This is a genomic window from Trueperella sp. HMSC08H06 (assembly GCF_001808465.1).
GTDB lineage: Bacteria > Actinomycetota > Actinomycetes > Actinomycetales > Actinomycetaceae > Trueperella > Trueperella bernardiae.
Genome location: NZ_KV793351.1, coordinates 100,693 through 121,351, shown reverse-complemented (window position 1 = coordinate 121,351; position 20,659 = coordinate 100,693). Strand labels below are relative to the sequence as shown.

Genomic DNA, 20,659 nt, shown 5'->3' with positions numbered 1-20,659 from the left:
TCAAGTGTCAACAAACACAGGGTAACCCCAACCATTCCTACACCAGATGCGTTAGCGCAGCTGCTCGAGGCCGGTCAGCGTTATCCTGGTTCCCCAGCGCTGCTGGCGTCACAGGCACAGTGGATCGACGGTAGCGAGCATCCCATGAATGCCCATCGGGAAAGGCCGCTAATATCACCCGACCGCAAACAAATCGCCCGACGTCTAGGACTGCGTCAAGTGCGCGCTGCCTCCTTCGTATCAATACTGGTAGAGGTGGCACAGGTGCGCAAGATTGGACTGCCGATTGCGGATTACTTTATCTGGAACGACGACCTGGAATATACCGCCCGGTTACTGAAAAACCGGATTGGATTGTACGTACCTGCCTCGGTGGTGGTGCACAAAACCCGCGCGGCCGCCTCCGCTACTGATGATCCTGGGGATCGCTTTTATTACGAGACTCGCAATAAAATTTGGTTCCTATTGCGTTCACGAGGACTGCTCACCATGGATCGGATCCTTTACGGAGGTTCCATGTTGGTGCGCTGGTTTAGAATGTGGCAGGTCAGTGAGCACAAGAAAAAAATGTTGCGCCTGGGAGTAAAAGGGGTGGCCGACGGGGTGCTATCTGGTCCGCGTCCTAATGAAGAGATATTTTCCGCAGACCCGGAAACCGCGAAACTAGTTGCGGCATGTGAAAATGCTGCCCGGGTGAAAGTGGATAAGCGACATGGCTAAAGTGCTTTTTGCGGGTTCATCCGGGGGACATTTAGCCCAGCTATATACTCTTAAACCCTGGTGGGAGCAGCAGCAAACCCTATGGGTCACTTTTAAAACTCCCGATGCCACCTCGCTGCTAGCCGATCAAAAGGTCGTGTGGGCAGAGCATTCGCCTGACCGCAACTTACGTGACGTATTCCGTTCGCTGCATTTAGCTTGGAAGCTTTTACGTTCGGCTCGCCCCGAATTAGTGGTGTCTGCAGGTGCCTCTTTGGGGACGGTTTTCATTGCCCTAGCGCGTCTAATGAAGATTCCCACTATCTATATTGAGGTTTTCGATCGGATAGAGATCCCCTCTCTATCAGGTAGAATCTGTTACCGCCTGGCAGATCGCTTCGCAGTGCAATAGCCTGAACAGCTGAAACTTTATCCGCGTGCCACGGTGATCGGACCGCTACTATGAGTGAAACCACCAGTATGAGCGAAAACAGTAAGCGCGAACTGCAAGCCGACTACCTGTTCATGGTGGGCACCCACCATATGTCTTTTGACCGTTTAATCCAGATGGCGGATCGTTTTGCTCGCGAAAATCCGGACGCTTCGGTTCTGGTGCAATATGGAACTTCTCGACCTCCGAAGGAAGCGACCGGGCGCGAGAATCTCAGCCACCAAGAAATGGCTGCCCTCGCCGGGAAACTTAAAGGTGTGGTTTTACCAGGCGGACCTTCCCTAATGATGGAATGGCTACGGCGCGGTTTCCAGCCGGTGATCGTTCCACGCGACCCAGAACTGGGCGAACACATCGACGTTCATCAAATCCGGTTCTCTAACTTCATGCACGATCGCTCCCTAATCGTCCTTGCCAACGATTATGAGCAGGTCAAAGCAGCTCTTACAGATCCTCAACTGGTATCTGCAGCCCAATTAGACAAGATTGACAGTGCCGGTGCAGTTAGAGCCTTCGCAAAATTGGCTTCGTCGCTGCTGGCAGATTAATTTATAGGGGTTAACACGGTGGAGTTCAAATTTAACGTGTAACGCGGAGCGTTAATGACGTTTCGCGTTATTGGGGGGGGTAGGTTGAAGAGCGCTGTCTCTATCTCCGGTTTTCGTTCGGCCTCGGTTCATTCCGCTACCTCGAGTGCAGAATCTGCAAGCGGTATCGGGCCGTTGAACTATTAGGTTCACCCACAGTTCCCGTGCCTGCACGCATCGAGAAAGACCAGGTGGTGAACTCGAATGACTCGCCTGGTCCAACGTGTGTGCGCTCGGCGCGTGGTTTAACTCTTATAAGACTTGCCGGTCACAGCCTCAGCGTTTCGCTCGTGCAGCCCGCAGGCCGTTCAAGATCACGATGACTTCGGCGACTTCGTGAACCAACACGACGGCGGCCAGGCCCAGCACACCGCTGATCGCCAGTGGCATCAACACGATAATGATAGCCAGAGACAGCACGATGTTTTGGTTGATGATCCTGCTGCCTCGGCGGGCGTGCTGCAGCGCCTGCGGGATCAGCCGGAGGTCGTGGCCAGTGAAGGCGACGTCAGCGGACTCGATCGCGGCGTCAGAGCCGGTTGCTCCCATCGCAATGCCCACCGTTGCGCCCGCCAGTGCCGGCGCGTCGTTGATGCCGTCGCCGATCATCGCCGTCGGCGTCTTGGAGGAGAGTTCGGCTACGATGCTTGCCTTGTCCTCCGGGCGCAGCTCGGCGCGCACGTCGTCGATTCCGGCGATTTCAGCCAGCGCCCGGGCGGTACGATTGTTGTCGCCGGTGAGCATGCTCACTTCCACATCGTTGGCGCGCAGGGTCTGCACGGCTTCGGGCACCTCGGGCCGCAGCTCGTCGCGGACGCCGATCGCTCCGGCGAGGGTGTCATCGACGGTGACCAGGACGCAGGTCTGGCCTTCGGATTCCATGCGCTCAACGTCTCCCTTCAGTGGCCCGGCGTCGATCCACCGGGGGCTGCCGACCAGCAGGCGTCGGCCTTCGACGGTGCCGCCGATGCCATGTCCGGCTTCCTCGCTGATGTCCAGGGCGGCGGGTGCTTCGGGCTCCGCTGCCGCGATCGCCGCGGCGAGGGGGTGCGTCGATTGCTGCTCAACTGCCGCAGCGAAAGCAAGCACCTGAGCCCGATCGAATCCCTCTGCCGGGACCACTCCGTTAACCTCGGGCTGGTTGCGGGTAAGGGTTCCGGTCTTGTCCACCGCTAGGTGACGGATGCCGCCGAGTCGCTCGAACGCCGCGCCGGACTTGATGACCACGCCGAACTGGCTGGCCGCGCCGATCGCGGCCACGACCGTCAGCGGCACGGAGATTGCCAGCGCGCACGGCGACGCTGCGACCAGGACCACCAGCGCACGGGTGATCCAAGTCTCTGGGTCACCCAGCAGCGAGCCGATCACGCCGACCAGCACCGCCAGGATCATCACCCCGGGCACTAGGGGTTGGGCAATTCGGTCGGCGATCCGGGCGCGGTCACCCTTCTCCGCCTGCGCCTGCTCGACGAGGTCGACGAGTGTGGTCAGCGAGTTGTCCGTTCCAGCTGCGGTCGTCTCTACTTCCAGCACACCGGCGGAGTTGATCGCACCCGCGGGCGCCTCGTCGCCGGGTGCAACCTCCTCCGGAATGGATTCTCCGGTGATCGCTGAGGTGTCAAGGCTGGAACGTCCAGACCGAATGATGCCGTCCGTGGCGATCCGCTCTCCGGGGCGCACGAGCATCAGTTCGCCAGCCACGAGGTCCTTCGCTGCGACCTTGACCGACGTGCCGTCGCGCAGCACCGTCGCGGTCTGAGGTACCAACTTCAACAGTGCCCGCAGTCCGCCCTGTGCCCGGTCCATTGCCTTGTCTTCCAGCGCCTCGGCGATCGAGTACAGGAACGCTAGCGCCGCGGCCTCTCCGACGTAACCGAGGATTACCGCGCCGACCGCGCTGATCGTCATCAGCAAACCAATGCCGAGCTTGCGCTTCGTGACAAGGTTTCGGATCGCGCCGGGCGCGAACGTATACGCCCCTAGCAGCAGGCCGACCCAGAACAGTACTGTCGCGGGTGTCTCTATCCCGGACCAGTCCAGCGCCAGGCCTATGCCGAGGGCTACGCCGGAGAAGATCGGCAGTAGCAACTCGGGGTCCTTCCACCATGGCCGATCGAGTTCTTCGATCTCTTTGGCGGGTTCGTGTGCGCATCCACACGCCGAGCTCATGCGTCCGCTCCCTTCTCGCCGCAGCCGGGCACCGAGCATTCAGGGTCGATGCACGGGGCGTTTTCGTCGACAGCCAACGTCGCGTTCACCAGCGCGTTGAGCGCTGCCGCGAGGTGCGGATCGGCGATTTCGTAGCGTGTCTTGCGGCCCTCCGGCTCGGCGACGACGATGCCGCAGTCGCGCAGGCAGGTCAGGTGGTTCGAGACGTTCGAGCGGGTCAGGTCCAGGTCGCGCGAAAGCACGGCCGGGTAGCTCGGGCCGTCGAGTAGTGTCATCAGGATTCTGGAGCGCGTCGGATCCGCCATGGCCCGGCCGAGCCGGTTCATGACGTCGAGGCGTGAAGCAATGGTCAGCATGTGCTTAACAATACATCGTGTGCTGAACTATTCAAAATGCGCTGAACTGACAGTTACGCGAAGGTCCTGCGACCTGCAAGAATTAGTCGATGGGATAGCAGATGACTGATCCTTTGTGGTTCGGCTGCCGCCCAACGCGGGAGCGACGTGGGCGGCGAGGTTCTCGAGAAAGTAACTTTGCAACTACATACCGTGGAGTTTATGTTCAACGTGTAGATCCGCCTGGGGCCGTAGCTCCTGCATATAACGACTGGCGTTATTAACGCGGAGCGTTATGCGCTTGGCTTGTGATCATTTCTTTCGCTGACCGGGATACCGAGGCGCTCTACCTGCGACAGCCGGTAAGGTGGCTCGATTTCCGGTTGAACCGGCAAGCGCTGCAAAAACTGCGCTTACTCGATTCGGTGGTGGATCTCAACGAATTGAAGATTCCGCCCGGAAATCGGCTCGAGGCCCTCAAGGGGGACCGGGCTGGCCAGTTCAGCATAAGAATCAACAATCAGTGGCAAATCTGCTTCGTTTGGACTTTCATGGGTCCGAGTGAACTGGAGATCGTCGATTATCACTAGGAGGGGTGAATGATGGGGAAGAAGATTTCGCCGATCTCGCCCGGTGAAGTCCTCTTGGAAGAGTTCATTGGGCCGATGGGGATCACACAGAACAAGCTAGCCGTGGAGATCGGGGTTCCTCCGCGCCGGATCAACGAGATTGTTCACGGCAAGCGGCGCATTACTGCCGATACGGCCTTGCGCCTGGGACGGTATTTCGGAATGAGTGCACAGTTCTGGATCAATCTGCAGTCGCATTACGATTTGGAGATCGAGATGGATGCGCTCGCGGACGAGTTGGATAAGATCACGCCCATCACCCGCGGGACATAACGACCATGTCTGTATGGCTGCCGAGGGACTAACGGGAAAGAACTGGAAAGTACTGGAACAATTACTGCAACAAGTGTTCCAGTTGGAGGAGTGCAAGCGCGGGGTGAGTCGCCGCCGTCGTCACGAGCTCCTCTAACGTGGTGTGTCAGCCTCGGTTTGGCGGACGGCCCAGGCTTTACTGCTCCTTTGGCATCCAGAAGCTCGTCACGTTTTTCTTCGTCTCAAGCTGGTACTCGATGAACATGCCGCGCAGCTCGTAGTCGAATGGTTCGGCCCAGGGTTGGCGGGCGAACATCTTGCCGAAGTCCATGGCGCGGGCTTTCACCTCGTCTTCGAAGTGGATCATGGTGTGGCGCTCCGGGGCCATGGCCATGTGCTTGGTGGGCGCGGGCAGGCTCGCAGCCCGTCAAACGTCAGGACTCTGAGCCCAAAAAGGGCCAAAATGCGAACGAAAAGCTACAGGGTCCTGATCTTTGTCGGCGCTTCCCGCGCTAGTTCGGGTCTGACGCCGCCTAACCGCCGCCCGTGGAGTGCCAGAAGAGTCGGTTCTAGCAGGGGCCCACCCATGGGGTGTTAACTGGTGACCATGAGTAGTGTTCCTTGGCTCGCCACGCGTGATCAGCCCCTTCCCGAAGACGTCGCCCGGATTCTCGCCACCGTCCCCGAATGGTTCGGGATAGAGGCGGCCAATGCCGAGTACATCGCGGCGGCTCGCTCGAAGGAGACTTGGTCCGTCCGCGACTTAGCGGGGCGGGTCGTGGGCATCACGCTCGTCGATCGTCATTTCCCCCATGTCGCGGAGATCCACCTCTTGGCCGTCGACCGGGAGGTGCATGGTACCGGCGTTGGGACGGCGATGCTGGCGGCCATCGAGGCCGACGCGATTGGCTGTGGCGTCCGCCTCCTCGAGGTCAAAACGCTCGGTGCTTCCCACGCCGATGCCGGCTACGCCCGAACGCGCCACTTCTACGAGAAGTTCGGCTTCCTTGCGCTCGAGGAGACGGATCTGTGGGGCGAGGACTCGCCTTGTCTGATCATGGTCAAGCCGCTCTAGGCCACGCCGCGTGGCTTGTTCCGGGTCCCGACCGACAGAACTGGTGAATATACCGGCTACCGATTGCTATAGGTGCTAGGTCGTCTTCAGGTTCACGAGTTGTGACGGGCGTATCCGGTACCGGGCAGAGATTTCGCCGGCGGCGCGAATTATCGGCGCCAGGCGCGGCGAGCCCTAACCGAACGCCCTTGACTGCGAAGAGCTGTATATGTGCAGATGAGGACCGATCCGACCCGCGACTCACGCCCGCGCGTCCGCGTCGCCGGTCCTGTCGCGACCCCGGCAAGGCGACAATGCCGCCGGCGATCAGCGGCAAGCGAAATCCGGGCGGATGCAACCGTGGGGGCGGGTGTGGTTGTATGAGACCACCCGCCGATGGAGGAAAGATGAAGAAGATTGCACTCACATGCGCCCTGGTGCTCGGCCTGGCCGCGTGCGGAAACAGCGAGCCGGAGACCGTGGAGACCGAATCGGCGAGCCCGAAGGTGGAGCAGAGCACCGAGGTCACGTCGGAGCCGACCGAGGAGGAAACGGAGACCGAGGAGCCCACGGCGGCCGCCACCCCTGAGGTTGATTCGCAGGGCAATCCGAAGGCCTCGAAGGACGAGTTCGAGCAGCTGCTGCTCGCGGGCGCGACCGCCGCGCTTGAGGAGCAGGGTGGCGCGGATGACCCCGAGGTGCAGGCGCAGATCGAGGAGTCGGTGCAGTGCGTGGCCGACTACGCGTATGACAAGCTGTCGGCCGATGCTCTCAACGCGATCATCAACGACCCGCAGGCAACCCCGGACGAAGCGGACCTCGAGATCTTGCTCGCAGGTGCGGCCAAGTGCCGGCCGGTCGGCTGAGTTTTCGCCGCCAGCTAATGCGCCTACTGGTACCCACCAGCCACTACGTAGACTCGCCAGACGTGTCTACCTTTGGAGTTCGCCATGAAGTTCCTCGATGATCCTGTCTTGGACGCGATCGCCCACCGCCGCTCTGTGTCGAAGGTTGGGCCGAACACGCCGTCGGACGAGGAGATCGCCACGTTGCTCGCGGCGGTCACGCACGTGGCCGACCACAAGGCGTTGCGCCCGTGGCGGCTCATCCTCCTGCGCGGGGAGGACCGACTGACGCTGGCCCGCGCGCTTGACGCGGCGCAGGGGATCGAGCGCGAGTCGGGCGAGGTCAACCCCAAGCCGTTCCGCGCCGAACTGCTCATCGCGCTGGTGGCCAGTCCGGTCGAGCATGAAAAGGTGCCCACCTGGGAGCAGCACGCCACGGCGGCCGGGGTCGGCCACCTGCTTGAGCTCGCACTGTGGCAGGCAGGCTGGGGTGTCATGTGGCGCACGGGCACGTTCGCGAACGCGCAACAGGTGCGCGAGGCGCACGGTCTGGCCGATAGCGAGCTGCTCATGGGCTGGCTGTACGTGGGCGACATCGATTCCGCGCACCGCCAGCGCCTCGGCGAATCCAACCGCCCGCCCCTCGACCCGATCCGGTTCATCGGGCGCATGCCCCGCGAGGGCCGGTTTACCTCATGATTGAATTCGACTCCGTCACCAAAACCTACGGCGATACCCGAGCGGTGAACGACGTCAGCTTCACCGTTCCCGCCCGCTCGACCACGGTGCTGGTCGGCTCCTCGGGATCGGGCAAGACCACGCTGTTGGGCATGGTCAACCGCATGATCGAGCCCACCGCCGGCCGCATCCTCATCGACGGCGAAGACGTGGCCGGCGTCAATCCCGTCAAGCTTCGCCGCTCGATTGGCTACGTCATGCAGTCCGGCGGCCTGCTCCCGCATCGCACGATCCTTGACAACATATGCGTAGTCCCGCTCTTGAACGGCACGACCAAGGCCGACGCGCGGCGTCGTGGGATGGAGCTCATGGAGATTATGGGCCTGGACGCGAGCCTGGCCCGGCGCTACCCGGCCCAGCTCTCGGGCGGGCAGCGCCAGCGCGTGGGCGTGGCCCGCGCCCTCGCTTCTGACCCGAGCGTCCTCCTCATGGACGAGCCCTTCAGCGCGGTCGACCCGATCGTGCGGCGCGAGCTGCAGGGGGAGGTGCGCCGGTTGCAACGCGAGCTGGGCAAGACGATCCTGTTCGTCACGCACGACATCGACGAGGCGCTCGCGCTTGCCGACGACGTCGTCATCCTTCACGGCGGCTCCATCGCCCAGCGTGGGGCGCCCGCCGAGCTGCTCACTAACCCCGCATCCGACTTCGTGGCCTCCTTCATCGGCATCACCGACGGCTCGCGGCGGCTGTGTCTCGACGACGACGGGCGGCTGGTCCGCGACGGCACCGGGCGCCTGCTAGGGACCCTGGAATGAGCTGGATTTCGGCCAATCTTTCGTGGATCGGGCACCTGACGCTCGTCCACCTGTGGCTGGCGGTGGCCGCGCTCGCGCTCAGCCTGGTGATTTCGGTGCCGGTGGGCTGGGCGGCGAACCGGTGGCGCCTGGGCCGGGAGGCGATCGTCGCCCTCATCGGCATCCTGTATGCGATCCCGTCCCTGCCCATGTTCATCATCATCCCCGTCATCACGGGCGCGCCGATTCGCTCCTCGCTCACGGTGGTGATCGTGCTCAGCGTGTATGCGGTGGCGTTGCTCGTGCGCACGGTGGCGGACGCCTTCGCCGCCGTCCCCGCTGACACGATGCGCGCCTGCATCGCGATGGGCTATTCGACCTGGCAGCGGTTCTGGGCGGTCGAGCTCCCGCTCGCCGGGCCGGTGATCGTGGCAGGGCTGCGCGTCGTTGTCGTGAACACGGTCAGCCTGGTGACGGTGGGCGCGGTGGTGGGCAGCCAGAGTCTGGGCACGCTCTTCACCGACGGTTTCCAGCGCGGGATCATCCCCGAGGTGTTGACGGGCCTGGTGCTGACCGTAGCACTGGCGCTCGCGCTCGACGCGGCGACCGTGCTCGGCGGGCGCGTGATCTTCCCGTGGACCAGGATTCGTGCGAAGGAGGTGGCGCGTGGATCTGCTATTTGATTCGCTGGCCTGGCTCGCCGACCCCGCCTCCTGGGCCGGGCCGTCCGGTATCCTGCACCGCCTCGGCCAGCATGTGGGCCTGGCGGCCGTCGTCGTGCTGATTGCAGCCGCGCTCGCCCTTCCCGCGGGCGTCGCCATTGGGCACACGCGTCGCGGGCAAAACGTCGTGGCCGCGATCGCCGGCTCCGCGCGCGCCATCCCCACCCTCGGCTTGCTCACGTTGCTCGGGCTCATGCTGGGCATCGGGCTGGCCGCGCCCACGATCGTGCTCGTGGTCCTCGCTATCCCGCCGTTGCTCGCTGGCGCGTATTCGGGGGTTGCGAACGTCGACCCGATGACAGTGCGGGCAGCTCACGCGCTCGGTATGTCGGGCTGGCAGGTGGTGCGCGACGTCGAACTTCCGCTCGCCGCACCGATCATCATGGGTGGTGTCCGCTCGGCGATCGTCCAGGTGGTCGCCACCGCCACGCTCGCCGCCTACGTCGCCGACGCCGGCCTCGGCCGCTTCATCTTCTCCGGGCTGGCCACCCGCCGCTACGAGGAGGTGCTGGGCGCCGCGATCGTAGTCATCGTGCTCGCGCTCATCCTCGACCTCGGGGTGGGATTCGCCGTCAAGCGCGCCGAGCGTAGGGTCGGGATCGCCTAGGACCAGGGAGGAATACTGATGTACCATCGCAAGGACGCCGGCCGCGCCGGGAAGGCAGGAAGCCGCGCGTGGGGACGGAGGGGCGCAGGCGTTGTCGCGCTAGCGCTCACCCTCGCCGGGTGTGGGGGAGCCGAGGCACTTGGGGGAGGAGACGGGCCGGGGGACGCGATCGTCATCGGGTCGGCCGACTATTATTCGAACGAGATCATCGCCGAGGTCTACGCCCAGGCGCTCGAAAATGCCGGTTTCACCGTGGCCCGCGAGTTCAAGATCGGGGCGCGGGAGGTGTACCTGGGCGAGGTCGAGAGCGGGAGCATTGACCTGTTCCCCGAGTACTCCGGCCCGTTGCTGCAGTACTGGAACCCCAACAACACGGTGACCGACGCCGAGGGGATCTACGCCGAGCTCACCGAGCGCGTGCCACATGGCCTGCAGATCCTGGACCAGGCTGGCGCCACCGACCAGGATTCCTACGTGGTTTCGCGCACATTTTCCGAGAAGACCGGCATCACCTCGCTCGCCGATCTTGCGAGCTACGATGGGCCGCTCACGGTCGGCTCCAACTCCGAGTTCGAGAACCGGCCCAACGGGCCGAAGGGGCTAAAGAAGCATTACGGGGTCGACGTCGGCTTCACCCCCATAGAAGACAAGGGCGGCCCGCTCACCGTCAAGGCCCTGCTCGACGGGCAGATCGAGCTCGCCAACGTCTTCTCCGCGAGCCCCGCGATCCAGATCAACGACCTCGTGGTACTGAGCGACCCGCAAGGCATGTTCCTCGCCTCGCACGTCGTGCCTCTCGCCTCCACCCGGCTCGACCCCGACGCCGCCCGCGTCATCAACGCCATCCAGGCCCGCCTCACGCCCGAGGCCCTCATCGACATGAATGTCCGCTCCGTGGAAGGCGAAGAGATGGCATCGGTCATCGCACGTGACTGGTTGTCTCAAAACGGTTGGGAATCCACAGATTGATTGCGTCCGATCCGCACCTGAGGTAGAAACGAGGCGCAGGTATCCACGCTAGAACCTGTGAATGGAGTTTGATATGACGCAACAAGACACAGCCTCGCTCGACACGAAGGGCCTCGGGATTGAGGTCGTCGGCATCGAAATTGTGAAGGAATCCGAGCGCACCGCCAAACCGCACAACCTCTTCATGCCGTGGTTCGCCTCCAACGTCTCCGTGTTTGGCATGTCATACGGCGCGTGGATCTTCGACTTCGGGATCTCCTTTTGGCAGGCCACCGCGATCACCACCATTGGAGTCATCCTCTCCTTCATCTTCTGCGGCATCATCGCCATCGGCGGCAAGCGAGGATCCGTGCCCACCATGGTCATGTCCCGCTCCGCCTTCGGGGTGAAGGGCGCGAAGGCCCCCGGCGTCGTGTCATGGCTGACCTCCATCGGCTGGGAGACCATGCTCGCGATCACCGCCGTGCTCGCCACCTCCACCATCTTCACCCGGCTCGGCTGGGCCGAAGAAGGTTCGGTGGGCGTGCGGGTGGGGGCGTCCGTCGTCGTCGCCGTCCTCATTGTGCTTGGCGCCGTGGCCGGATACCACATCATCATGAAGGTCCAGTCCGTGCTCACCTGGCTCACCGGGCTGACCACGATGGTCTACATTTTCCTCGTCATCCCGCACATCGACTTTGGCGCCGTCATGCAGATCCCCAGCGGCTCGCCGGCGCAAATGATCGGCGCGATGACCATGGTCATGACCGGCACCGGGCTGGGCTGGATCAACATTGCCGCTGACTGGTCGCGCTACCAGTCGCGCGACGCCAGCGGCGGCAAGATCATCTTCTGGAACACCTTCGGGGCCTCGCTCGGCCCAGTCGTGCTCATCACCTTCGGTCTGCTCTTCGCCGGGTCCAACCCCGAGGCTGCCGTCAACGTCAGCAACGACCCGATCGGCGCGCTCGCCAGCGTGTTGCCCACCTGGTTCCTCATCCCGTTCCTTATCACCGCGATCCTCACCCTGCTCTCCGGCGCGATCAACGGCATCTACTCCTCCGGCCTGACCCTGCTCACGCTCGGCATCCACATCCCCAGGCCGCTCGCCGCTCTCATCGACGGCGTCATCCTCACCCTCGGCACCGTGTTCGTGGTGTTCTTCTCACCCAACTTCATCGGGCCCTTCCAGTCCTTCCTCATTACCCTGGGCGTGCCGCTCGCCGCTTGGGCCGGCATCATGATGGCCGACATCATCCTGCGCAAGCGTGACTACGATGAAGCTGCCCTCTTCGACCCCGCCGGCCGTTACGGCGCCTACAACTGGGCCTCGCTCGGCCTCATGGTGGTGGCGTGCGTGATCGGCTGGGGGCTCGTGGTCAACGGGTTCGCCGAGGATGCAGCTTGGAACAACTGGCAGGGCTACCTGCTCGGCCTGGTCGGCGGCCGGGATTCGGTGTGGGCGTACGGCAACATCGGCGTGATCGCCTCCCTCCTGCTCGGGTTCTTCGGCTACCTCGGCCTTAGCCGGGGCAAGGTCCGCACCCAAGAGGGGTAAGGCCCGGTTCGGCACATGCGAAAGGGGGCGGCTGCCCGATCGGACAGCCGCCCCCTTGTGCCAGCCGGGATGAGTTCCGGCGTCGACGTCTTAGTTCTGGCGGGCGAGGAGATCGCGGATCTCTTCGAGAAGCACGGCCTCGTCGGTCTTGACCGGGGTCTCCTCGGCCGGTGCCTCGGGTGCCTTCAGCTTGTTGATCGGCACGATGACGAAGAAGTAGATCGCGGCGGCCACGATGAGGAAGTTCACCGTGGCGGTGATGAGGGTGCCGGGGAGGATGGTGGCACCGTTGATTTTGATGGTCCAGATGTGGTCAAAGTTCGGCTTGCCGAAGATCGCGGCGATGAGCGGCATGAGGATCTGCTCGTTGAGAGCGGTGACGATGGCGGAGAAAGCGCCAGCGATGATGACGCCGACTGCGAGGTCGAGCACGTTACCGCGCGAGATGAAATCCTTGAAGCCCTTAAGCATGATGTTCCTTCTAACGTGTGTGAGAAGGGGGCCAGCATATGCAAAGGGTGCACTGCAGGCACCCTTGCTGTCGTGACCATCGTAACTATAACCACCACGGCATTGGAATGTTTTACAGTTCTGTCAGTGAATTCACATGGGAATAATTCCAATAACTGTGGCGGGTCGGTCTGCCGGTGTTGCCGCCGATGCTACGGAGGTCACGCCGTTGCTTCGGGCGGTGAGGCTTCATCCCTCCGCCCCGGTGTTGCCGCCTCCGGATGCCCGGCTTTCGCGCCGGAGCCCGTGCGTTGGCGACGCTTCTGTGACATCGGCGACGGCAAGTTGCTCGGGCGTCTGTCAGAAAGGCGTCGCGGATGAGTGGGCGCCTGCGGGGATGGCGTAACCTAGTCCCATGATTCATCCCATTCACGTTTATGGTTCCCCCGTGCTCCACAAGGCCTCCGAACCGGTCACCGTGTTCGACGACGACCTCGCCCAGCTCGTGGAGGACATGTACGAAACCACCGTCAAGGCCCCGGGGGTGGGGCTCGCTGCCCCGCAGATCGGCCTGGACAAGGCGATGTTCGTGTGGGTCTACGACGAGCACGACGGCCCCGCTCGCGGCGTGGCCATCAATCCCACGCTGCTCATCGAGCCGATCGACACCGTCGAGCCCGACAAGTACGCCGACTCCGAAGGGTGCCTATCCTTCCCCGGCTACTCCTTCCCGATCCGGCGCTCGCCGTACGCGCTCCTTCGGGCGCAGAACGAGAAGGGGGAGTGGTACGAGCTCGAGGCGCGCGGCTGGTTCGCCCGCATCCTCCAGCACGAGTACGACCACCTGCAGGGCCGCATCTACGTAGACCGCCTCCAGGGTAAGCTCGCCAAACGCGTGCAGCAGGTGATGAAGGCGGAGAAGTGGAACGTGCCGGGCGTCGAGTGGATGCCGGGCCCGGGTTCACCCTACGAGCCCGAGGAGTAGTCCCGGACCCGGGCGTTCACGGGACGATTTCGGCCGCTTCTTCACATGTACGAAGATGCGGCCGAAATCGTCCCGCGTAGGGTCGCGGGTGGCGGGTGCCAAGGGCTACCGGCGACCGAAGCCAAGGTCATGTCCGGACCTACGGCCTCCGCCAGCGGCCTAGTTGAGAATCTTGATCTGGTACGGGTAGTGGTAGGGCTGGTTGTTCGACGCCGCGATCGTGGCCCGGATGTGGTGCCACAGGGTGAGCAGGAAGCTGGCGATCACGAGGATGACGCCCACGGGCAGGAGCAGGAGCGTGATGATGAGGATCCAGCCGACGATCGACATCACCCACATGCCGAGGTTGAAGTTGAAGGACTGGGCGGCCGCGCGGCGCACGTACGGCCGGTCGCTCTTGAGGAACCAGATGACAATCGGGCCAATGAAGGAGACCCAACCGGCGGAGACCACCCACGCGATGATGGCCGACAGGTGGGCGATCATCGCCCAGGAGCGGTCGGTGGGATCGACCGGGGATTCGGAGTAGTCCGGGTTGGAGTACTGATAGGGCTCGTATTCTGTCATGCCTCCATTCTCCTACATGTGCGGCCGCGCGCATAGTGCCAGGGCCCGCAATATCGCCGCGGGCCAACTTCCCGGTCATGTGCGCGTCACCCTGGTTTAGGCTGGAACCGTGACTTTTTCGTACGATGAACGACGCCGACTCGCCGACCTCCTCATCAAGCAGGGCCCGAACGCCCCCACGCTGTGCGAGGGGTGGACCACCCGCGATTTGGCGGCTCACCTGTGGGTTCGTGAGAACCGCCCGGATGCGGCGGCAGGCATGTTCGTCTCGGCCGCGCAGGGCCACCTGGATGCGGTCACGGCCCAGGTGCTCGCCCGCCCGTATGAGGAGCTGGTGGAGGCGTGGGCGGAGAGCCCGGGCCGGTTCAGCCCTGTGCGTATCGTGGATCGGTGGATGAATCTGGCGGAGCATTTCGTGCATCACGAGGACGTGCGCCGCGGCCAGTGGATGGTGGACGGCACGCTGGTTCCCGCGCGGAAGATGAGTGAGCACGAGCAGGCGACGCTGACGAAGGCGGCGATGATTGCGGGGCGGATGATGCTCCGCGGCTCCTCTCGTCCGGTGCAGCTGCGGATCCCGGGCCGCCTCACGCTCGACGTCCACCCGAGGTCGGCCTCTGGCGGTGTGGTGACCGTGACGGGCGAACCCGGCGAGGTGCTGCTGTGGGTGTACGGGCGCGACGCCGCCCACGTCACCCTTTCCCCGGAGGGCGTGGAGCCGCGCGCGGCCGCGCTGTAGGGCGCACGATCCGGGAGGAGTAAGGGGGATGGCATGAAGAAGTTGATCGTGGCGCTGGTGATTTTCGTGCTCGCCGGCCTGGTCACGGTCGCGATCGGGCGCCACGGTGATTCTTCTCCGACGACGCCGACTGCCACCCCTCCAGCGCCCCAGCCGGTGGCTGTGGCCCAGCCGCTCGAGCGCGTGGTCTTGAATCCCGAGTCGCTGGCCGCGTCGATCGAGGCATCCCAGGCCGGGTTTGCCTCGGCACAGGTGGCGATCGTGACGGCGGAGGACTCATGGGCGGCCGCCTCCTATGCCGCGGCGCTCGGCGTCCCCGCCCTGATGCTTGGCGGCGGTGAGCCCACCGAGCCCGTGCTCGACGAGCTCGAGCGCCTGGGCGTCCAGGTGGTGCTCACGGACGGCGTCGTGGACAGCGCAACGTGGGGCGAGCGCACGCAACTGCCGCTTGGGCCCGGCGCGAAGGCGGCGGCGGACGCGCTCGGCATCCGGCTCACGTACGTGGGCGACCTCACGGGCGACGAGAGCGTGGAGGAGGCACTCACCACCCTCGGCACCGTCATTTATGACGAGGATCCGGGAGCGGCGTCGGACCTGCCGCTCGACGTCGAGGCGGCCACCCGCGCCCCCGGCTCGGTGGTGCTGACCGACGGGGTGAACCTGGCGGCGGTCGGCACGTCGGTGGCGGCGGGAGGCAAGGCGCTCCTGTCGGAGGGCGACCCGCGCGGGACCGCCAAGACTGTCCAGGCGCTGGGCAAGGCCAAGGGCGTGGTGGCCAGCTTCGCCGCCGCAAACCCGGATCTGGACTGGCAGATCGCAACCGCCTTGACCGGCACGCAGCTCCCCGGCGGCGGGCAGCTGGTCTTCGGCGGCAAGCGCTACGTGGCGCTCTACGGTTCCCCGTACACCACCACCCTGGGGGTGCTCGGCGAGCAGAGCGTGGAGGAGACGGTGGCCCGTGCGGAGGAAACTGCGGCACCCTACCGCGCCCTCACCGACGACCAGGTGATCGGCGCGCTCGAAGTCATCGTGACCGTGGCCTCGGGCGGCCCGGGCGACGACGGCAACTACTCCAGCGAATGGGACCCCGAGGGCTTCAAGCCGCTCATCGAGGCGGCGCAGGCCGCCGGCCAGTACGTGGTGCTCGACTTCCAGCCGGGCCGCGCCGGCTTTCTCAGCCAGGTCCAGGCCTACGAGGAGTTACTGACCTACCCGAACGTGGGCGTGGCACTCGACCCGGAGTGGCGCCTTGCGCCCGACGAGCTGCCCCTCACTCGGATCGGGCACGTGGACATGGCCGAGGTCAACGCGGTGGCCACCTACCTGGCGGACTTCGTGCGCGAGAACGCCCTGCCGCAAAAGCTCCTGATCCTGCACCAGTTCCAGGTGCAGATGCTGCGCAATATCGACCAGCTCGACCAGTCCCGCGCCGAGCTGGCCTACCTCATCCACGTGGACGGGCAAGGCGCGCAGGAGGCCAAGGCCGCCACGTGGGCAACCCTCCTCGACAACGCACCGAACGTCACCCACTGGGGCTGGAAGAACTTCTACGACGAGGACGCGCCCATGCTCACTCCCGAGCAGACCTACCAGGTCGAGCCGCGGCCAGACTTCGTTTCCTACCAATAACAGCGCGCCCCGTCACAACTCGTGAATGAGAGAGCTGCCAGGTCCCTATGGCAATCGGTAGCCGGTATTTTCACGACTTCTGTCGGGCTGGCGCCGGACAGGTAGCCACACCTGGGCATGCGGCGGGGTCCTACGCCTGCGTAGGGTATGGTGAAGCAGTTTGCCGAACGAAAGGTCACCATGTCCACGCTTTCCCGCACTGCCGACGAAACCGCCGCCTACCTAGCCGAGCAGATGTACCACAAGGCCACAGCCCCGGCGCGGAAGTCGTTCGCGCTCGCGGTCATGGCCGGCTTCCTCATCGGCCTCGGCTTCGTCTTCTACACGACCACCCAGATGGGTGCCGTCCATGCCGAGTGGTACGGGCTGACGAAGCTGGTGGGCGGGGTGTCGTTCTCGGTGGGCCTCATCCTGGTGATCCTCACGGGTGCGGACTTGTTCACCTCCACCACAATGACTCTCATCCCGCTCACCGAGCACCGGATCAGGGCGGGGCAGTGGGCTAAGCACTGGGGGATCGTGTACCTGGGCAACTTCACGGGCGCCCTGGTGCTGGCCGCCCTCATTGTGGCCTCGGGCACCTACATGCAGGGCGAGGGTGCGTGGGGCGCGGTGGCGATGAGTGCCGCAATGGGTAAGCTTTCCCACTCGTGGGGCCAGGCCTTCGTGCTCGGCATCCTGTGCAACATGCTCGTGTGCCTGGCGATCTGGGCCTCGTACACGGGCAAGACCACGGCTGACAAGATCCTGGCCGCCTTCGCTCCGATCGTGCTGTTCGTGGCCACGGGTTTCGAGCACTCGGTGGCGAACATGTTCCTCATCCCGATGGCGATCGCCACCAGCCGCATGGTCGGCCCGGAGTTTTGGACGTCAGAAGGGCCGGTGGCGCTCGGCCTGGACCCGAGCGCCACCGGCACCCTCACCGTTCAGTCATTCCTCCTCGATAACCTCATCCCCGTCACGCTCGGTAACATCGTGGGCGGCGGGCTGATGATTGGAATGTTCTTCTGGTGGACGCACGCGAAGGCGGGGGCTACTTCCGCATCGCGTCGATGATGGCATTCAGCGTGGCCGAGGGCCGCATCGCGGCCTCAACCTGCGCCTTGTCCGGGTGGTAGTAGCCCTCGATCCCGGAGTGCTGACCCTGCGAGGCGAGCAGCTCGGCCTCGATTGTCTCCGCGTTTTCGGCCAGCTGGCGGGCGAAGGGCGCGAAGGTGGCGGCGACGTCGTCGTCGGCCTTGGCGAGTTCGTCAGCCCAGTAGATGGCGAGCCAGGCGTGCGAGGAGCGTGTGTCCGGCGTGCCGGTCTTGTACTGCGGCGAGCGGCCCTCATTGAGCAGGGTTTCGGTGGCGCGGTCGAGCGCGTCGGCGAGCACGGCGGCCCGCGGGTTGTTGGCGAAGCGGGAGAGCTGGCGTAGCGACTCGGCCAGGGCCAGGAACTCGCCGAGCGAATCCCAGCGCAGGTGCATCTCGTTGATGAGCTGCTCCACGTGCTTCGGCGCCGAACCGCCCGCGCCTGTCTCGAACAGGCCACCGCCGGCCATGAGCGGCACCACCGACAGCATCTTGGCCGACGTGCCAAGCTCCATGATGGGGAAGAGGTCGGTGAGGTAGTCGCGTAGCACGTTGCCGGTCACCGAAATCGTGTCCTCGCCCTTGCGGATGCGCTCGAGCGTGAAGCGCGTGGCCTCGATGGGCGACAGGACGCGGATGTCGAGCCCGGTGGTGTCCTCCTCGAGCAGGTAGGCATCCACCTTGGCGCGGATCGTGCGGTCGTGGGCGCGCTCCGGGTCGAGCCAGAACACGGCCGGCATCCCAGACAGGCGGGCACGACGCACGGCGAGCGAGACCCAGTCGCGGATCGGAGCGTCCTTCGTCTGGCACGAGCGGTAGATGTCGCCCGCGCCCACCTCAACGCGCAGGAGCACCTCACCATCCTTGCGCACCTCCACGTGGCCCGCCTCGGCGATCTCGAACGTCTTGTCGTGCGAGCCGTACTCCTCGGCCTTCTGCGCCATGAGGCCCACGTTTGGCACGGTGCCCATGGTGGCCGGGTCGAAAGCGCCGTTGGCCTTGCAGTCCTCGATCACAGCCTCGTAGACCCCGGCGTAGCTGGAGTCAGGGATGACGGCCAGGGTGTCGGCCGTGTTGCCATCCTTGTCCCACGCCTTGCCGCCGTTGCGGATCATGGCCGGCATCGAGGCGTCTACGATCACGTCGGAGGGGACGTGGAGGTTGGTAATGCCACGGTCGGAGTTAACCATGGACAGGCCCGGGCCCTCGGCCATCTCGCGTTCGAAGGAGGCGCGGATCTCGGAGCCGTTCTTCAGCGCGTCGAGCCCGGCAAGCACCGAACCGAGGCCGTCGTTCGGCGACAGGCCGGCGTCGGCAAGCGCCTTTCCGTAGGCGGCGAAGGTCTGGGGGAAGAAGGCGGCGACGGCGTGGCCGAAGATGATTGGGTCGGAGACCTTCATCATGGTGGCCTTCATGTGCAAGGAGTACAGCACGCCGGTGTCCTTCGCCTCGGCCACGGTCCCGGCCAAGAACTCCTGGAGCCCCGCGGCGTCCATCTTCGTGGCGTCAAAAACCTCGCCGTCCGTCACGGGCACCTCGCGCAGCACGCGCTCCCCGCCCGCGCCCACGAACACGATCTGCACGGCGCCGTCGCCGGAAATGACCGTGCTGACCTCGTTGGCGCGGAAGTCGCCGGCGTCCATCGTGGCCACCCGCGTGCGGGAGTCGGCTGACCATGGCTTCATCGAGTGCGGGTGGGCCTTGGCGAAGTTCTTCACGGCCTGGGGTGCGCGGCGGTCGGAGTTGCCCTCGCGCAACACGGGGTTGACGGCCGAGCCCTTGACGGCGTCGTAACGGGCGCGGATCTCGCGCTCCTCATCGGTGGCGGGGGGCTCGGGGTAGTCGGGCAGCGCGTAGCCCTCGGCCTGCAGCTCGGCGATCGCGGCCTTGAGCTGGGGGATCGAGGCGGAGATGTTGGGCAGTTTGATGATGTTGGCCTCGGGGGTCTTGGCCAGCTCACCGAGCTCGGCGAGCGCGTCGGACTGGCGCTGGCCCGCGGGCAGGAAGTCGGACAGGGCGGCGATGATGCGGCCGGCCAGGGAGATATCGCGCAGCTCGACGTCGATGCCGGCCTGCGCCGTGAAGCCTTCGATGATGGGCAGCAGGGAGGCGGTGGCGAGCATGGGAGCTTCGTCGGTGTGAGTGTAAATGATCCGTGCCATGAGGTCTCCTTTGCGGGCAAGAATTTCTCTCGATCTCAAGATTATCCGATTTTTGCGCTCCGTGTGAGGCACTACGCAATCTCGTGCCGTCCTCCTGCAACCGAGTGTGATCTTGGGCTAGATGTGCCCTTTTCGCGAGGAAAGCTTTTCGGAATCTACGCCTCGGTTGGTACGGTGAAATCATCAATCAACCGAGGGAGCACGATGATACAAGGGAGCGCAGTCAAGCACTGGGCGATGTCCCACGGCGTCGTGGAATTCCCGTCCGGACGCCGGGTTCGCGGCCGCTCGTGGCGCAAGGCCACCGAGGAGCCGGCTGACCTGTGCGTCATTCTCACCACCGGCGTCGGCTCGCGCTTCGGCCACCCCGGCGTGGTGACGTCGGCAACCGAAACCATTCTCATCGACTGGCCGGACCTCCGCCTGCCGCGCCGCCCCGCCCAGGCGCACGAGGTGCTGCGTGAGGCGTGGGAGCGCGCGGAAAACGAGAAGGTGGAGATCGTGTGCGCTGGAGGTGTGGGCCGCACGGGCACCGCGCTCGCCATCATGGGCGTGCTCGATGGCATGGACCCGCACGCCGCGATCGATTTCGTCAAGACTAACTACGATCCCCACGCGGTGGAGACGCCCGCCCAGCGCGCCTTCGTCAACGACATGGGTGCCGAAAGCAACTAGTCGATGGATGTTCAACCACCCGGGCTCTCCCTCGGGGAAGAGCGGGCCGTG

At 64.5% G+C, this 20,659-nt stretch carries 23 protein-coding genes and 1 pseudogene; 18 read left to right on the top strand and 6 right to left on the bottom strand.

The annotated features are described in order from the left end of the window. From HMPREF3174_RS09460 to HMPREF3174_RS05055, 3 genes and pseudogenes are all read left to right on the top strand, one after another. Positions 1 to 720, top strand: a pseudogene (locus HMPREF3174_RS09460) (glycosyl transferase); the annotation flags it as partial. Further along, a complete protein-coding gene (locus HMPREF3174_RS09015) occupies positions 713 to 1,111 on the top strand; it encodes a glycosyltransferase family protein (protein ID WP_082661182.1) in 399 nt (132 codons plus the stop codon). The pseudogene HMPREF3174_RS09460 and the gene HMPREF3174_RS09015, both read left to right, overlap by 8 nt. Before the next feature lie 50 nt (positions 1,112 to 1,161). After that, complete coding sequence (locus HMPREF3174_RS05055) at positions 1,162 to 1,698, top strand: hypothetical protein (RefSeq protein WP_148132171.1); 537 nt, start codon at positions 1,162 to 1,164, stop codon at positions 1,696 to 1,698. Between the two features lie 315 nt (positions 1,699 to 2,013). On the opposite strand, the gene HMPREF3174_RS05050 is transcribed toward HMPREF3174_RS05055, so the two are convergent. Further along, the gene (locus tag HMPREF3174_RS05050; RefSeq protein WP_070448128.1) at positions 2,014 to 3,906 is read right to left on the bottom strand and encodes a heavy metal translocating P-type ATPase; all 1,893 of its coding nucleotides are present in this window, start codon (positions 3,904 to 3,906) and stop codon (positions 2,014 to 2,016) included. Beyond that, entirely contained in the window at positions 3,903 to 4,262 is a 360-nt protein-coding gene (locus HMPREF3174_RS05045) for a Cd(II)/Pb(II)-sensing metalloregulatory transcriptional regulator CmtR (protein WP_034662574.1), read from the bottom strand. The genes HMPREF3174_RS05050 and HMPREF3174_RS05045 overlap by 4 nt, the downstream gene beginning before the upstream one ends. A 287-nt stretch (positions 4,263 to 4,549) precedes the next feature. Here HMPREF3174_RS05045 and HMPREF3174_RS05040 point away from each other — a divergent pair, with 287 nt between their 5' ends. Beyond that, positions 4,550 to 4,831: a type II toxin-antitoxin system RelE/ParE family toxin gene (locus HMPREF3174_RS05040; RefSeq protein WP_062613690.1), complete on the top strand. Its 282-nt coding sequence runs from the start codon at positions 4,550 to 4,552 to the stop codon at positions 4,829 to 4,831. A 12-nt stretch (positions 4,832 to 4,843) separates the two neighbouring features. Next, complete coding sequence (locus HMPREF3174_RS05035; RefSeq protein WP_101923791.1) at positions 4,844 to 5,143, top strand: HigA family addiction module antitoxin; 300 nt, start codon at positions 4,844 to 4,846, stop codon at positions 5,141 to 5,143. Between the two features lie 175 nt (positions 5,144 to 5,318). Here HMPREF3174_RS05035 and HMPREF3174_RS05030 read toward each other — a convergent pair whose 3' ends face one another. Continuing rightward, entirely contained in the window at positions 5,319 to 5,516 is a 198-nt protein-coding gene (locus tag HMPREF3174_RS05030; RefSeq protein WP_179853707.1) for a hypothetical protein, read from the bottom strand. Between the two features lie 213 nt (positions 5,517 to 5,729). Here HMPREF3174_RS05030 and HMPREF3174_RS05025 point away from each other — a divergent pair, with 213 nt between their 5' ends. The 8 genes from HMPREF3174_RS05025 to HMPREF3174_RS04990 all read left to right on the top strand — a co-directional run bounded on the left by HMPREF3174_RS05025 (position 5,730) and on the right by HMPREF3174_RS04990 (position 12,328). Next, positions 5,730 to 6,197, top strand: coding sequence for a GNAT family N-acetyltransferase (locus HMPREF3174_RS05025; RefSeq protein ID WP_070448134.1), 468 nt, complete (start codon positions 5,730 to 5,732; stop codon positions 6,195 to 6,197). A 386-nt stretch (positions 6,198 to 6,583) separates the two neighbouring features. Then, positions 6,584 to 7,042 carry a hypothetical protein gene (locus tag HMPREF3174_RS05020; RefSeq protein ID WP_070448126.1) on the top strand — a complete coding sequence of 153 codons (459 nt, stop codon included), beginning with the start codon at positions 6,584 to 6,586 and terminating at the stop codon, positions 7,040 to 7,042. Positions 7,043 to 7,126: 84 nt separating this feature from the next. Further along, positions 7,127 to 7,720: a nitroreductase family protein gene (locus tag HMPREF3174_RS05015; RefSeq protein ID WP_068538784.1), complete on the top strand. Its 594-nt coding sequence runs from the start codon at positions 7,127 to 7,129 to the stop codon at positions 7,718 to 7,720. Beyond that, positions 7,717 to 8,514 (top strand): ABC transporter ATP-binding protein, encoded by a 798-nt coding sequence (locus HMPREF3174_RS05010; protein ID WP_062613686.1) that lies wholly within the window; start codon positions 7,717 to 7,719, stop codon positions 8,512 to 8,514. Before HMPREF3174_RS05015 ends, HMPREF3174_RS05010 begins: the two co-directional genes overlap by 4 nt. Continuing rightward, positions 8,511 to 9,176 carry an ABC transporter permease gene (locus HMPREF3174_RS05005; RefSeq protein ID WP_070448123.1) on the top strand — a complete coding sequence of 222 codons (666 nt, stop codon included), beginning with the start codon at positions 8,511 to 8,513 and terminating at the stop codon, positions 9,174 to 9,176. The genes HMPREF3174_RS05010 and HMPREF3174_RS05005 overlap by 4 nt, the downstream gene beginning before the upstream one ends. Continuing rightward, on the top strand, positions 9,160 to 9,822 hold the full coding sequence (locus tag HMPREF3174_RS05000; protein ID WP_068538785.1) for an ABC transporter permease: 663 nt from the start codon (positions 9,160 to 9,162) through the stop codon (positions 9,820 to 9,822). Before HMPREF3174_RS05005 ends, HMPREF3174_RS05000 begins: the two co-directional genes overlap by 17 nt. An 18-nt stretch (positions 9,823 to 9,840) precedes the next feature. After that, a complete protein-coding gene (locus tag HMPREF3174_RS04995) occupies positions 9,841 to 10,791 on the top strand; it encodes an ABC transporter substrate-binding protein (protein ID WP_062613683.1) in 951 nt (316 codons plus the stop codon). A 73-nt stretch (positions 10,792 to 10,864) separates the two neighbouring features. Next, complete coding sequence (locus HMPREF3174_RS04990; RefSeq protein WP_062613707.1) at positions 10,865 to 12,328, top strand: purine-cytosine permease family protein; 1,464 nt, start codon at positions 10,865 to 10,867, stop codon at positions 12,326 to 12,328. Between the two features lie 90 nt (positions 12,329 to 12,418). On the opposite strand, the gene mscL is transcribed toward HMPREF3174_RS04990, so the two are convergent. After that, positions 12,419 to 12,799, bottom strand: a complete 381-nt coding sequence (mscL, locus tag HMPREF3174_RS04985) for a large conductance mechanosensitive channel protein MscL (RefSeq protein WP_062613682.1) — start codon at positions 12,797 to 12,799, stop codon at positions 12,419 to 12,421. 394 nt (positions 12,800 to 13,193) lie between these two features. On the opposite strand from mscL, the gene def reads away from it, so the two are divergent. Further along, positions 13,194 to 13,763 carry a peptide deformylase gene (gene def / locus HMPREF3174_RS04980; RefSeq protein WP_068538787.1) on the top strand — a complete coding sequence of 190 codons (570 nt, stop codon included), beginning with the start codon at positions 13,194 to 13,196 and terminating at the stop codon, positions 13,761 to 13,763. A 159-nt stretch (positions 13,764 to 13,922) separates the two neighbouring features. Here the strand turns inward: def and HMPREF3174_RS04975 are convergent, their stop codons facing one another. After that, entirely contained in the window at positions 13,923 to 14,330 is a 408-nt protein-coding gene (locus HMPREF3174_RS04975; RefSeq protein WP_070448121.1) for a DUF4870 domain-containing protein, read from the bottom strand. Between the two features lie 109 nt (positions 14,331 to 14,439). Between HMPREF3174_RS04975 and HMPREF3174_RS04970 the strand changes: the two genes are divergently transcribed. From HMPREF3174_RS04970 to focA, 3 genes are all read left to right on the top strand, one after another. Next, positions 14,440 to 15,069 carry a TIGR03085 family metal-binding protein gene (locus HMPREF3174_RS04970; protein WP_070448119.1) on the top strand — a complete coding sequence of 210 codons (630 nt, stop codon included), beginning with the start codon at positions 14,440 to 14,442 and terminating at the stop codon, positions 15,067 to 15,069. A gap of 33 nt (positions 15,070 to 15,102) precedes the next feature. After that, positions 15,103 to 16,698 (top strand): hypothetical protein, encoded by a 1,596-nt coding sequence (locus HMPREF3174_RS04965; RefSeq protein WP_070448117.1) that lies wholly within the window; start codon positions 15,103 to 15,105, stop codon positions 16,696 to 16,698. A gap of 147 nt (positions 16,699 to 16,845) precedes the next feature. After that, complete coding sequence (focA, locus tag HMPREF3174_RS04960) at positions 16,846 to 17,754, top strand: formate transporter FocA (RefSeq protein ID WP_210382926.1); 909 nt, start codon at positions 16,846 to 16,848, stop codon at positions 17,752 to 17,754. On the opposite strand, the gene HMPREF3174_RS04955 is transcribed toward focA, so the two are convergent. Next, positions 17,732 to 19,933, bottom strand: a complete 2,202-nt coding sequence (locus tag HMPREF3174_RS04955) for an NADP-dependent isocitrate dehydrogenase (protein WP_070448115.1) — start codon at positions 19,931 to 19,933, stop codon at positions 17,732 to 17,734. The two genes, focA and HMPREF3174_RS04955, sit on opposite strands and share 23 nt — an antisense overlap. Before the next feature lie 204 nt (positions 19,934 to 20,137). On the opposite strand from HMPREF3174_RS04955, the gene HMPREF3174_RS04950 reads away from it, so the two are divergent. After that, positions 20,138 to 20,608, top strand: a complete 471-nt coding sequence (locus tag HMPREF3174_RS04950) for a protein-tyrosine phosphatase family protein (RefSeq protein ID WP_210382925.1) — start codon at positions 20,138 to 20,140, stop codon at positions 20,606 to 20,608. Positions 20,609 to 20,659: the final 51 nt, after the last annotated feature.